Genomic DNA, 13,737 nt, shown 5'->3' with positions numbered 1-13,737 from the left:
GATTCTCACAGAAGTGTAGGAAAAATTCCGCTCTTGGGAGGGGTTTGGTGGTGGGTTGCCCATATCAGTCAGCAAGCTATTTTTTTACCTCGCAACTTGAGCTATAGGGTAGCTAAAACAAAGGAGGCGGCTTTTACCATATGGTAAAAGCCGCCTCCTTTGTTTGCCTTGTCGAAAATTGCTGCGTTTAGCTTTAGACCCTGAAAGGTTAAGACTTTAAAAAGTTACCTGATCTTTATCACTCGCATGAAATCTACCATAGCCTGGTTTATCTCGCCGTGCATATTCTCATTTTGCGGCTCAAAAGTAAGTGTGAACGTGTGGCTACCCTTCTGTAGTGGCACCTCTACCGAGTTAGTGAAGCCCCAGTTACTCCACTCATCCACCCCGCGCTGCGGCAACACAATGGTTCCAACAAACTCTCCTCCTTTTTTCAGCGTCCGGATGGCGGCCTTGTTTTCGGTGTTGATCGGGCCATTGCCGTTGGCATAGCGGAAGTCAACGGCGTAAACACCGTCCTCCGGTACCGTTACTTTAACCTGTACTGATCTGTTCTTCTGTTTGCTGATCTCAACGAAGCCACTCCCAGAAAACTCACGGTAAGGCTGGTTAGCTTTTGGTGCCGCTTTCTCCATTTCATAAACTAGTTTATACTTATCAGGCACCACCACAACCGGTTCGCTGGCAAAAGACTGCACGTTGTTTTTGTCCAGAGCAGCTACCATGTATTCGCCATAGCTATTTGCGTCTATTGCTAAACTGGTGCTTTCCGTTCGCTGCAGTTCTTCTCCGTTCTTCCATACTTTGTAGGCAGTTGCTCCATCAACCTTTGGCCAGGTAATTTTACCTTGGCTAAAGCTTGCTTTTGGTGTCTCAGGCGAAGTATAAACTTCTACATGGTTTACCTCTCCACCAGTTTGATTGTTAGCCAACTCTATATTGATAGTGTGGGTGCCAGTCAGGTTGCCCGGAATCTCCTGTTTATCCATCGGCTTACCGTCTAAAGTAATCGATTTGATCTCGTTGCCAAACCCGCTCATTTCGAAGTTGAGCACCGCATTTCTATATTTAAAGTTGGTGAGCTTACGAGTACCCTTGAACGCCTCAGGTACAAAAGGCTTCAGCACCAGTTTATCCGCCTCAAAATTCATCCCAAAGAACACCTTGTATACCATGCCCAGGCTACCTGATAAGCTCCACAGCATGTTGCTCGAGTTGATCTGAGTGCCGGCATAGTCGCCGCTTGTGGCCACGAAGTTTTCCTTATTGGTCAGGAACAGGGCGGCAGGGCGGTAAATGGCGCTAATGCTTTCAGTCAGGGCTTTTCCGTTGCCGGCTTTGGCAGCAGCCAAACTCCAGTACGACTGCACAAAGGGCCAGATGCCGTTATTGTGGTAAGGCGGGATGCCCGGGATCTGCGGGAAGATGCTTGGAATGCCGTAATCGGTTACTGGTGTATTGGCCACGATGGTTTTGCTACGTTCTGCATCTGCCACACCAAAAATCACTGACAAGGCCTCTCCTAGCGCCTCGGCTCTAGGAGAAAGAATTTTATAGTTGCTGCCATATAAATATTGCCCGTAATAACCTTTGTCCTGCTGCCATAATAGCTTGTTCATGGCCTCTTTTATTCTATCCGCCTTTTCCCGGAACACAGAAGCTGCTTCTTTGTCATTTAGCAGGTCGGCCATTTGTGCGGCAGCCATGTTGGCCTGGTAATGCACCGCATTTGTGCCCAGGTTCTCCGATTCGTAAATATCGGCCGGCTGCATCCAGCGCGGGTAAGTCTGTTCGCGCCAATCCAGGAAAGATGACTCGCCTTGAGCCAGATTTGATTCCGGGTCGTATGCGTTTTTATAGTCTGCCTCCAGCGAGTTCCTGATGATCTGGTAGGTATCCTGCAGCCATTTTTTGTCACCAGTTGCTTTGTATACCTCCCAGGCAGCCACAGCCCAAACCATTCTGTCGGTAGATACCGGGTAGGCCCCTCCTGTGCCTGTGTCCTGAATGATGTGGCCGTTTTTCACTTTGCGCATGAGGCTATACTTGGATACCTGTGGCTGTAGCTGCGCCATCGAAAGTATGATGCTGTAGCTGATATCACGAGTCCAGACGCCGGCCCACTCTTTACCCGTTCTAAAAGTGCTGTCCGGCTCCACCGCATTGATCATCTCCTCCAGCGCCAGGTTGTAGAGCGCATCGCCTAAAGGGTAATCAGAAGTATACTGCGGGAAAGCCGACACATCTTTGCTCATTTGCCAACTGGTAGCCGTTGCCTTGGCATCTTCCGGCGCATTCATTGTCAGCGTAATCTCGAATATTCCATCACCATCCGGGTCCTGTAGCTTTGCCTGTTCGTTGCGGTGGAGGTTATCAAAGTCCCAGTTCAGCGGTGCAGCGTTACCGGCTATGTACACCCCTCTGAAGTCTTCTTTATAGATCTTGTCGCCGGTTTTGGTTGTATAGAAGCCCTGCTTCTTAAAAGCCTCCAGCACCGGGCGCATGTCCAGGCGAACAGTCATTTTGGTGTTTGGCCCCAGGTATTTGCCACCCGGCACTTCTGTTTGGTCCACGTACTGCTCTCCGAAGGTGATCACAGGTGTTGTGCATGAGCCATCGCTAGCCAGGCAGTTGAAGTGATGGTCGGTGCCGGACTTCATCTCGTTGTCGCGGCCGTTGATAGCAAACTTAAAGGTTATACTTGGGCTCACAAATTCATTGGCCGGGCTCTTGTAGTTGGAGGTAAGCTGCGTTGGCGAAAGCACCCGTGCCACGTACTCGCCCTGCACCACGCTATCGGGATAAACAGCATAGGCATCGGATTGGTAGAGTGCGGTTGCTTCTGTTCCGCCGTCAGTTGGCTTTGGTGTCTGGCAGGCACCCAATAGAAGGAGTGAGAAAAGGAGGTTTGATTTAAGGGAGATTCTTTTCATTTGCTATAAGCTATTACTATGCAGATGTGCCCTATACGATTGCCGAAGCTATAAGTATAGGGCACATAAAATTAATCTATTATTTGATAATGCTATTGCTTTACTACCGTCATGGTCTTTGCCACCAGATCTATGGTGATCGTGTAGTTGCCTGCAGTAGCATCGGTTACTCTCCACTTATTGTCCGGACCCTCGCAACCGTTTGTTGTTATGTAACTTCCGTTGGTGATGGCCTGATCCGGGCTTGCTGCATTGATCCATTGCCCATCGCACCAGTCTCCTTTAAACATGGAGATCTTCAGTTCTCCGGCAGTTAATGGTCCGGTATAAGTATAAACGCTTCCGTTTCTGGTCATTGGCTCCGGACTTCCCACGTTCCATCCATTCGGACCTGCATCACCAACCAGGTATAAATTGACCGGGGTGAACGTAATGGACATAGTGCGCAGGTTAAGCGTGACTTTATACATGCCTCCGTCAGCTACTTTCCATTTATTGTCAGGATCGCCTGCAGAAAGCTGAACTTCCGTGCTGGTTAAAGGTGCGTCCGCTATGGTTGGCCTGTAGAATGGCGCACCCCAGTCTTTAGCCGTAGCAATTTTCAACTCCCCTTCTGCTAGAGTGCCGGTGTATGTAAAGATAAACGGATCCGAATCACTTTGTGCCATCTGCGTGGCGTTGTCCAGGTCCCAGCCATTTGGCGTTGCACTTCCAACCATCCATAATCTGTTGTAAGCAGGTCCAGCCTGTTCCTCTACAGAGATGGTAAGCTCCTCCAGGTTAACCGTTACTTTATAGGTAGCAGCTTTTTCAATTCTGAACTTATCATCGGGCTGGCTGTCCTCTGTGCGATACACAAGTGTTGATGCATCCGCTCCTTTTTGATAGGAAGGAAGGAACTGGCCAAGTGTTGTAATAAACTTGAACTCACCCGGTGCCAGCGGCCCTTCATAAGTAAACTTTGCCGGATTGCTGTTGTCACGACGTAATGGTGTGGCATTATCAGCACTCCAGCCATTTGGTGTGGCATCACCTAGCATGAAAAGTGTAGAGGTCAGCGTTCTGTATGGTGTAGCCGTAACAGTTACCACATTAGAATAGTCAGCCTCAAAATTACCGGATGCCTCTACAGATTTCACGCGTACTTCCACATCGTGTGCAACACCTGGCTCAAGCCCCATTTCATTTACCAGCAGATTGTTGAAGTCCACAACCCGGTAGGAGTTTGTATATACTACCCTGCCTAGTGCTACATCCACTGGATCTGCAAAGTTATTGCCTTTTTTATCGAACTGGATCGTGTAATCGATGGCCGCATCAGTACCGTGGTTGGTACCTGAACTCCAGTTAAAAGTAACGGCATTACTGCTTGCTCTGGACTGTTTCAGGTTAAGCTCTGTTGCCGAAGCCGTAAGCCCCTGTACGGTTGCCTTTGCCGGCGCATATTCCTCATACTCCAGATCGCAGGAGGAAAGAAGGCCAGCCCCCATCATAAAGAACAAGGTAGTACAAAGCAATTGTAACAGACTACCACGCCCGCTATGCTGCTTATTGTATTGTTTGATGATGTTCATGATTATTGGATTTTGGTATGGATGTTAAGACCAATTATAAATGTATTACCCTTACTCAATTACAAGCATATCCCAGTATTGCAGGTAAGGCAGCGTAAACGACACTTGCCCGTTATTCTGAGTGAATGTAAGCTCCTGCGGAACGCCTTGCTGAAAATCCGGTGAAGCAACCCAAACGCGCTTCACTGCTTTGCTCGTTGCCAGGCTTAGTTTCACATTTTGGATAGCCTGCGGGTAAGGTTGCGTACCGCTGTTGTCGCGCCAGTTCAATGAGTTGGCATTGGTGAAGTTGATCAGGTGTATGATCTGCTTATTGCCTACTTCCTTGCCTACTACTGCCACATCGCCACGGTTAGCAGGCCAGTTGCTTAGTCTTACCTGACCAATGCTGGAGAGCGCCGGCTCATTAAAGGTGCCGCCATCGCGCAGCAGATTCTGGTAAGCCACCATAAAATCATAGTACCCCGGAAGCGCCTTCTGCAGGTCTCCTTTCATGCTCAGATTGTTATTCGGGAAATACTCTTTGCCCAGCATGTGCTCACCCAGCTCCAGGTGAGAACCACCAAAAGCAAAGATCACAGCATCTGTTAACAATACAGCAGGTGTATTAAAGCTGCCCTTGTTATTTGCCAGATCATAATTCATGTAGGCAGCCAGCACAGTGTTCTTGGTATTATTACTGAAAGCATTATTTTCCCGAATGAGCCTGGCAAGGTCAGCGTACGTATCGTTTGGCCCCCAGACTTCGGTATACAGGAAGCTCGTAGATGCCTCAGCTATACCCTGCTGCCCGTACTGGTTTACAGCGTTCATCACCAGGTCGTACCCAGGCTTATCAGCTTTTACAGCTTCAATTAGCGGCTTGTAAGTCTTAGCCAAGTCTACCTCACTGCCTTGATAGGTATAAAGACTGGTATTTCGGTTACCCAACTGGTCCATGTGAAATCCATCGAAAGGCAGCGCCTGATAAACTTTGCGGTTCTCCTGTACAAGGTAATTCTGCCAGCTGGTATTGGCTGGGTTCAGCAGGTAAATATCGCTCAGGAAAGGTGGCTGCGGCAGTGGGTGCTTGTCCTTGTTCTGGTGGTTCCTGTCTGTGTACAGGTACCACTCATTTGAGACCCCATCCGTCTCTGCGTCTTTCCACGCACCAAAGATCAGGTTATAGAACATGGCCTTCATGTTGCGGTCATGCGCCTGATCGATGTAATTCTCAACAGTAGAGAAATATACCTCCCTGTTCATGATATCACGCCACTTTGGCTCCGGGTTCTCCGGCGTTCCGGCCAGCGGCTGGTGGTGTTTATAATGCCAGTCGTAGAACTGAAGGCCATTGATGTGGTAGCGGTTCAGATTGTCGATTACGGCTTTGGTCTGTGCTTCCGTCATGTTTGGGAAAAGTGACAGGAAACCATAACGGGGAAACTTTGCCCAGTTACTCGACACATCCACGCCAATACTAGCCAATATCTTCTCCTCTCCATTCTCTACATTATATACCTCTACCAGGTATCCCTTGTAGTCAGAGCCTGGGGGCTGCCAGGTCCAGGATGATCCGGAAACAGCACTTTCACTTACTACTTCACCTAAATGGCGGTAGCGAACTTTGGCTGAACCAGGAAGTGAACCTTCTAAGCTTATGGTTACCGTGTTACCCGGGCTATAAATAGCCTTGTCAGTAGTAAGCTTTATATTACTAGTGACAGGGGTAGACGGAGTAGTTGGCGTCGGGTCATCAGATTCAGATTTCTTACAGCTTGCGGCACTTAGGAAAAGTACGGCCACAAGTAAATAGATATACTTATTGATCATAAGTCTTGTACTTGAGAGCTGATAAACAGCCGGGACATGAAGCCCCGGCTTTACAGCATCAATGAAAATTAATAACCAGTGTTCTGCGTCAGGTTCGGGTTACTGTCACGTTCCTTCTGCGGTATCGGCAGGAGCAGATGCTTGGCTGCAGCATTGATTTTACCAATAGAATGCAGAAAGCTCAAACCATACTGCCCGTTGTCTACCCGGATCAGGTCGAACCACCTCTGCCCCTCAAATGCCAGCTCCATCCGTCGCTCATGCAGCACTTTTTCCTTGAACTCAGACTGGCTCAGGCCATGTACAGGATCAAGCCCAGCCCTTGCCCTAACAGCGTTTAATGGAGTTTCAGCCTCACCTGTTCTGCCCAGCTCATTCAGTGCTTCGGCTTTCATCAGCAGCACATCTGCATAGCGTAGAACCGGAAAGTTCATGGGGCTGGTATTATAATCCGGAGAAACAGACTTAGGCACCAGGAACTTGCGCAGGTTATAACCTGTGGTAGAATAAGAGCTCTTATACTCCTTGCCATCAAAAGCAGGTCCGCCTTCATAAAGTATGGTTACGTCTTTGCGCAAATCACCTTCTTCATAAGCATCCACAAACTCCTGCGTTGGCTGATTCCATCCAAAACCACCGGCTACCATATTTGTGTTTCTAGGTCCGGTAAACGGACTCAGCCAGGAAGCCTGATTTTCGTTGGACCAGAAGTCGTTCTTGGTTTTGCCAATGTACTGCACCTCAAAAAGCGACTCCTGCGAATTATCATTCGTAGCGCTGAAGTTCTGCTCATACTTTGGATTAAGCTTGTAACCCAGGGCCTCTATCTCATTAGCAAGTTCCACCACTTTCTGCCACTCACCCCGAGTAAGGTATACTTTGGCAAGCATGCCCTTAGCTGCACCCTTACTGGCTCTACCAAGATCGGCGGCAGAGTAGGCACTTTTAGGAGGCAATGCCTCGGCAGCTTCTGTAAAGTCTTTAATTATCTGCTGGTAAACCTGCTCTTTCGCATTACGTGCCGGTCTCAGGTCGTCGCCCGGGCTCTGAGGCTCCAGAATAAGCGGCACATCACCGAAGAAGCGTACCAGGATGAAGTAGTAATGCCCACGCAGGAACTTGGCCTCACCGATTATGCGTTTTTTCAGGTTCTCATCAATATCCATCCCCGGTACTTTCTGCAGTACCGTATTTGCCCTTAAAATGCCTGGATTCGGACCGCGATAAAGATCCATCACACCCGGATTGTCGGTAGATGTTACAAAGTTTGCCTGGTCCTGCGTCTCACGGCCATCATCGCCACCACCGGCTCCAACAATACTGTTGCCCGCCATGATATCGGTGGTCCACATGCGCATGTTATATAGCTTAGGCCACTGCAGCGGCTGGTAAGCACCGTTTATGGCAGCTATGGCATCAGCCTCTGTCTTGTAAAAGTTACTTGTATTTATAGAATCTTTTGGAGCCTTATCCAGAAAGTCTTTATCACAACTTGTCAGCGCACCGGCTAACAGTAAGGCAACGAAATATTTATTCAGTTTCATAATTTGTCCTGTTCCTTAAAATCCAATATTAACACCTAAGCTCACCACTCTTGTCACCGGGTACATGTTCAGGTCAATACCATTTATTGATACCTCCGGGTCAAGACCACTGTAGTTAGTGAAAGTATAGAGGTTCTGTGCCGAGGCATAAATCCTTGCTGAACTCATCTTTATTTTTTCAGCTACTGTGCTAGGAAGCGTATAACCTAACGTTACGTTCTTGATGCGCAGGTAAGAACCATCTTCGATGTAGCGGTCAGACACCCTGGTGTTCTTGTTCGGGTCGTTGAAGATGGCACGAGGCATGGTATTGCTTGTCCCCTCTCCTGTCCAGCGATCCAGTGTAGCAGTGGTCTGGTTCTGTGCTACTGCCATACCTTCTGCCCAGATGCGGTTAGCGTTGAAGATGTCGTTGCCATAGCTGCCCTGCAGGAAAATGCTCAGGTCGAAGTTCTTATAGGCAAAGCTGTTGTTAAGCGCCATGATGAACTTAGGGTTTGGATTTCCGATGTAGGTTCTGTCCTTGTCATCGATCACGCCATCATCGTTCAGGTCTTTGAAGCGTATATCTCCCGGTGCTGTACGGTTAAACGGATCGGCACCCGGCACCTGTGTGGCGTGTCTGTCTACCTCCTCCTGGTTCTGGAAGATACCGTCTGTTACGAAACCATAGAACACGTTCATTGGCTGTCCGGCATGCAAACGGGCCAGCGTATAGTTCAGGCCGATACCACCGGTAGGTGTCGGGATCGTGTCGTTCATGCTGATGATCCTGTTGAAGTTATAGGAAACGTTAAAATCCGTGTTCCAGGTAAAGGCACCTGTAAGGTTCTGAGAAGCAATGGTCAACTCGACACCTTTGTTTTCCATTCTACCTGCATTAAATGGCGGCTTGATCTCATCGGAGTAACCAGTACCGATGGGCACATTCATACCTACCAGCATCTTGGTGGTATTCTTCACGTAGCCATCCAGCGTTACATTTACACGCTCGTTAAATAATGAGGCATCTATACCAATGTTCGACTGCTCAACGGCCTCCCATTGCACATTCGGGTTAGGCATTATCCAAGGAGCTACCGTTGGCACCAGGTTACCGTTAAAATTATACTGGCCAGTGGTCAGGACGGCGGCAAAGGAGTAATTACCAATTTCCTGGTTACCTGTTGCGCCATAACCTGCACGAAGTTTCAGATCGTTGATGAAGGCTGGAGCTATGTTCTGGAAGAACTCCTCACTAGAGATTCTCCAGGCAACAGACCCGGAAGGGAAAGTACCCCACTTGTTATTCTCACCGAAACGAGACGAACCATCACGTCTTACCGTACCTGTTACCAGGAAGCGATCATCGAAGCTATAGTTCACACGACCAAAGTATGATAACAGCGCCCAGTCAGAAGCATTGCCATCCAGCGTTGGCTGTGCCACACCGTTGTACAGCTGTTGCGTTAGCTCGCTGGCGAATTGTTTTATAGACCCGTTCATGAAATCGAAGCGGTTCTCCTGTGCACTGCTACCCAGTATTGCTGTCAGGTGATGCTGATCTCCAAAGTATTTGTCGTACGTAAGCACGTTGTCCCATAACCAGGTTGTGCTCTTATTGTACTGCTCGAAAAGGAAGGCATTCTGCTCAGGCGTGGGCTTCCAGTTATAGGCAGGAGCCCAGGTACGGGAATCCCAGAAATTAGCCTGCAGACCAAAAGTAGATTTAAACTTCAGATCCTCCAGGATGTCTATTTCGCCATAAACCGAACCGATCAGGTTATAGCCCTTCGTGGAGTTGTCAATCAATCTTGCCTGCCCAATCGGGTTAGTGATATCTCCCTCCCACTGTGGCAAACCAGTAGGACCGGCATAAGTACCATCCGCATCAAAAACAGGTTGAGTTGGCAAGGCTGCCATAGTGTTTCTGATGCTGTAGTTGCCGCTTGTTTTCAGGTCGTGGTTCAACGTAATGTTATTACCAAAGCGCAGGCGACCGAAAACATCTGTGTCGGAGTTGAACTGCAAGGTATAGCGCTTGTAACCCGTGTTGGTCACGACACCATCCTGATCGAAGAAATTACCAGACACATAGAAGTTAGAACGCTCGCTGCTACCAGAGTAAGAAACAGAGTAACTGTTCATTGGCGCGGTTCTGAAAAGCTCTTCCTGCCAGTCGGTGCCAGCGCCAAAAGAGGCAGGATCAGCAAAATCAGGATTAGGCTGCTGTCCGTTATTCACGAGCATCTCATTGCTTAGTGCTGCAAACTGGCTTGCATTAAGCAGGTCGAATGTATTCACCGGCGATTGCACCGCAGTGAATATATCCACGCTGAGCTTACCTTTATCGCCTTTTCCACGCTTGGTTGTAACGATCACAACGCCATTGGCACCTCTCGATCCATAAATAGCTGCAGCTGAAGCATCTTTCAGCACCTGGATAGACTCGATATCATTAGGGTTAAGCTGGTTCAGTCCACTTTGGGTAGGCACACCATCAATCACGAACAGCGGGTTACTGTTGTTGATCGTGCTTATACCACGCACGCGAAATGTTGCATCGCTACCCGGTACACCAGAAGTAATAACCTGCACACCAGCGGCCCTTCCCTGAATCGCATCACTCACACTTGGCACCGGAAGCGAAGTAAGTTTTTCGGTATCTATAGTAGCTACAGAACCCGTTAAGTCCCTTTTAGCCTGTGTACCATAACCGATTACCACTACTTCCTGCAGGGCTTTAACATCCTCGAAAAGCATGATCCTGATATCAGAGCGGTTGCTGATCTGCTCCTCTTTTGTTGTATAACCAATGAAAGAAAATACAAGCGTTCCATTTTCCTGGCCTTTCGGAACAGTAAGCGTGAAGCGACCATCAGCATTTGTAACAGTACCCAATGCAGTTCCTTTTAAGGAAACCGAGACACCAGGAAGCGGCATATCATTTTTATCTGTTACCAGTCCGCCAACAACCATTGCCTGCTTAACTGTATTTGCAGCAGCAGCACGTTTTTGCTCAGCGGTCGTGACATGGATATTATGCTGCACCTGCTTGAACACCAGGTTTGTCTGGCTCGCAACATTATCCAGTACATCTGAAAGCGGCTGCTGTTTAACATGAACAGAAACGGAAGGAGCATTTTTCAGGTCTCCTTCGTCATAAGTAAAAATATAAGGCGTGGCGCTCTCGACCTTCCGCATGAACTCAACTACAGAGGCATCTTTCATTTCCAGCGTCAGCTTTACGGACTGTACATCCGGCACCTGAAGCTTAACCTCCTCTGCAACTGAGGGGAACACCACAGCCAGGCATGCAAGCATTAGAGACAGAGCTCCCCTGGCCACCTTTGTTCTGAAGTACATAAAGGTGTGTATCATAGATTGTTTGGCTATTGTTATAATTATGATTTTATGAATAAAATGGATGATCGATTATTCCTATTTTAGATGTAGCTGTTAGTTCAGGGAAAGAATGATACTGCCGTCTGCAGCCTTCTGATAAGAGACCTTTTTCACAAAGCTTATCCCCTGCAGTACAGCGTCCAGCGACTGGCTGTCATACTTACCGGTATATTGCCAGTCTGACTGTTTGCCCTTTGCCTGCAGCCCCTGCACTTCTATCTGCACGCCGTACCAACGCTCCAGTTCTTCGACCACCTCTTCCAGGGAAGCATTCTTGAAGTATAAAAGTCCTTCTTTCCAGCCCAGCACCTTCTCCTGGTCAAATGCTGCCACGTTAAAAGTTTGCTCCTGCTTTTTGTACACAAGCTGCTGCCCCGGCTCAAGAATTGCCAATTGCTGCGCAGAAGCATTCTGCTGCTTATCAATCTTCACGACACCCGTTGCCAGCGCTATACTTATGGTAGAGTCTTTCCCTTCGTAACTGATGTTAAAGGATGTACCAAGGGCTTGGGTGCTTATTTTGCCTGTGTGTACTATAAATGGATGATGCTTGTCTTTAGCCACTTCAAAAAATGCCTCACCCTTCAGGATTATTTCGCGTGTTTCGCCAAATCTTTTTGGATATGAAATGCTACTACCGGAATGCAGCTTTACTACCGAGCCATCGGCAAGGGTAATTATCTTTTTAACCCCAGGCTGAGAAACTACTGTAACTATTTCTGAGGCCTGGTGCTGCTGGTAGATATTAAAAAGTAAGCTAATGCCTATAACAGGAAGGAGCAAAGCCGCCGCAATACGCATATACTTTCTCCAGGCATTAGGATAGAGTTCACGCACCGTAGTTTCATTATGGCTTTCAGTTGCAGTTATCTGACCCTTTATACTTGCATAAAGCTTGTCTGCATCGTGCGCATACTCAGGATCGTGCTTTTCCTCGGTCGCCTCTTCCCATATACTCTGCATGTCCTGCACCTGTGTTTGCTCAGGATTTTCCTTATTAAACCACTTTAAAACCTCCTTCACTTCTTCGGGAGTGCACTCGTTTCTATAAAATTTTTCCAGCAGCTGACTGTTCATCAATGTCTATTTTTGTTGCTTTTGATAGTATTACAACCAAAGCAGCAACTGCACCACCTCCACTTTAAAAAAAAGTAAGTATTCACTTATTATTTTTTTTAACACCCTTTGTGCTTAAAAAAGAATTAAATTTGTCTTTGTAGATGGTCTTCATTTATATTTAATAGTCACAAGGCAGTTGCAACGCCAGAGTTTTCGGTGATATAGTATAAAAATCACGCAGGTCAAAATACAGCTAGATTCTAGCATTTATCAAAGGTGGCACCATGCAAGCAGCAGATAAAGAGGGGATTGCGAATAAGGTTACTGCATTAAAGAATGGAGATGAAGCCGCTTTTGCATTTTTATACAGAAGATACGAGGCTAAGCTTTATACTTTCGCCTATAAACTAACACATGACGCAACAGAAGCAGAAGAGGTGGTGCAGGAGGTATTTCTGAAAGTATGGGAGAAACGTGCGTCTCTTGATTCAAGCCAGAATTTCGATGGTTTCCTGTTTACTATAGCCAAAAACCTTGTATACAATAAAGCCAAGCAAAGAGCCTATCATTTTGCATTCCAAAAATACGTTGCCGCCTACGAAAGCAACATTTGCCATCACACAGAAAATAAGCTGGAGTTTGAGGAACTGAAGGCGCTGCTAGAGCAGATTTATACTTCACTGCCGCCTGTGCGCAGAAAAGTATTTATAATGAGCCGATTGCAGGGGCTTAGCAACACAGAAATAGCCACAGAGCTAAATACCTCCACCAGTAACATCGAAAACCACCTTAACAAGGCGCTAAACTTTATCCGCCAAAAATTGAGAGGCCACGAAGTGGTGTATGTGATATTACTGAGCTTTTTAAAACTCTAGTTCATTTAATTCCGACTCTTCTAGCCTGGCTGTAAAGTATTGCATGTAATTATCAATACCGGCAAAACCGTAAGCTTTTAAAAGTAAGCTTATACGTGTGGCTACCCCTCTGTAGCGGTATCTCCAACAAGTTGGTGAAGCCCCGTGGATCCTCTCGCCTACACCGCACTGCGGCAACACTATGACACCTACAAACTCCCCTCCTTTTTTCAGCGTCCGGATGGCGGCCTGGTTTTTTGGTAATGATCGTACTTTTGCCGTTGGCATATCGGAAGGCAACAGCGTTTACACCATCCTCCGGCACGGTTACTTGAACCTGTACCATCAAAGCCGCTCCCAGAAATTTACGATATGTGTAATTCGCTTTCAGTGCATTCTTACCGAATGTATAGTGTAACTGGCTAGAGCAAAAACTAAAAAATCAAATTTTAGATTCTAATACTAGCAAAATAACTACACTCCCTTTAAGTTTAATTTATCCTACATAATATTTAACTATATTAATTAAAAAAGCTACAACTCATTCATAACCACCTCGTTTAAACTTAATTATAAA

General features: G+C 47.3%; 8 protein-coding genes. 1 reads left to right on the top strand and 7 read right to left on the bottom strand.

Translation table 11 applies throughout. From position 1 onward, the window contains the following. Positions 1-224 precede the first annotated feature (224 nt). The 6 genes from ACSX1A_RS05425 to ACSX1A_RS05400 form a co-directional block, all read right to left on the bottom strand. The gene (locus tag ACSX1A_RS05425) at positions 225-2,933 is read right to left on the bottom strand and encodes an alpha-L-rhamnosidase-related protein (RefSeq protein WP_439882604.1); all 2,709 of its coding nucleotides are present in this window, start codon (positions 2,931-2,933) and stop codon (positions 225-227) included. 92 nt (positions 2,934-3,025) lie between these two features. Then, complete coding sequence (locus ACSX1A_RS05420) at positions 3,026-4,507, bottom strand: SusF/SusE family outer membrane protein (protein WP_439882603.1); 1,482 nt, start codon at positions 4,505-4,507, stop codon at positions 3,026-3,028. Positions 4,508-4,558: 51 nt separating this feature from the next. Further along, on the bottom strand, positions 4,559-6,319 hold the full coding sequence (locus ACSX1A_RS05415; RefSeq protein ID WP_439882602.1) for a glycoside hydrolase family 66 protein: 1,761 nt from the start codon (positions 6,317-6,319) through the stop codon (positions 4,559-4,561). Between the two features lie 68 nt (positions 6,320-6,387). After that, positions 6,388-7,863, bottom strand: coding sequence for a RagB/SusD family nutrient uptake outer membrane protein (locus ACSX1A_RS05410; RefSeq protein ID WP_439882601.1), 1,476 nt, complete (start codon positions 7,861-7,863; stop codon positions 6,388-6,390). A 15-nt stretch (positions 7,864-7,878) separates the two neighbouring features. Beyond that, positions 7,879-11,223, bottom strand: coding sequence for a TonB-dependent receptor (locus ACSX1A_RS05405; RefSeq protein WP_439882600.1), 3,345 nt, complete (start codon positions 11,221-11,223; stop codon positions 7,879-7,881). A gap of 78 nt (positions 11,224-11,301) precedes the next feature. Beyond that, the gene (locus ACSX1A_RS05400; RefSeq protein ID WP_439882599.1) at positions 11,302-12,324 is read right to left on the bottom strand and encodes a FecR domain-containing protein; all 1,023 of its coding nucleotides are present in this window, start codon (positions 12,322-12,324) and stop codon (positions 11,302-11,304) included. Between the two features lie 266 nt (positions 12,325-12,590). On the opposite strand from ACSX1A_RS05400, the gene ACSX1A_RS05395 reads away from it, so the two are divergent. After that, positions 12,591-13,181: an RNA polymerase sigma factor gene (locus ACSX1A_RS05395; protein ID WP_439882598.1), complete on the top strand. Its 591-nt coding sequence runs from the start codon at positions 12,591-12,593 to the stop codon at positions 13,179-13,181. Here ACSX1A_RS05395 and ACSX1A_RS05390 read toward each other — a convergent pair. Then, on the bottom strand, positions 13,170-13,448 hold the full coding sequence (locus ACSX1A_RS05390; protein ID WP_439882597.1) for a hypothetical protein: 279 nt from the start codon (positions 13,446-13,448) through the stop codon (positions 13,170-13,172). The genes ACSX1A_RS05395 and ACSX1A_RS05390 overlap by 12 nt on opposite strands. Positions 13,449-13,737 lie beyond the last annotated feature (289 nt).

It is taken from the genome of Pontibacter sp. MBLB2868, from assembly GCF_051904785.1.
Classification (GTDB): domain Bacteria; phylum Bacteroidota; class Bacteroidia; order Cytophagales; family Hymenobacteraceae; genus Pontibacter.
Note: the sequence above shows the minus strand (reverse complement) of the source record. Positions and strands in the feature narration are given on the sequence as shown.

Bases quoted from the DNA above. Each gene is read 5' to 3' on its own strand.
- ACSX1A_RS05425 (WP_439882604.1), bottom strand. From the start codon at position 2,933: ATGAAAAGAATCTCCCTTAAATCAAACCTCCTTTTCTCACTCCTTCTA.
- ACSX1A_RS05420 (WP_439882603.1), bottom strand. From the start codon at position 4,507: ATGAACATCATCAAACAATACAATAAGCAGCATAGCGGGCGTGGTAGT.
- ACSX1A_RS05415 (WP_439882602.1), bottom strand. From the start codon at position 6,319: ATGATCAATAAGTATATCTATTTACTTGTGGCCGTACTTTTCCTAAGT.
- ACSX1A_RS05410 (WP_439882601.1), bottom strand. From the start codon at position 7,863: ATGAAACTGAATAAATATTTCGTTGCCTTACTGTTAGCCGGTGCGCTG.
- ACSX1A_RS05405 (WP_439882600.1), bottom strand. From the start codon at position 11,223: ATGATACACACCTTTATGTACTTCAGAACAAAGGTGGCCAGGGGAGCT.
- ACSX1A_RS05400 (WP_439882599.1), bottom strand. From the start codon at position 12,324: ATGAACAGTCAGCTGCTGGAAAAATTTTATAGAAACGAGTGCACTCCC.
- ACSX1A_RS05395 (WP_439882598.1), top strand. From the start codon at position 12,591: ATGCAAGCAGCAGATAAAGAGGGGATTGCGAATAAGGTTACTGCATTA.
- ACSX1A_RS05390 (WP_439882597.1), bottom strand. From the start codon at position 13,448: ATGCCAACGGCAAAAGTACGATCATTACCAAAAAACCAGGCCGCCATC.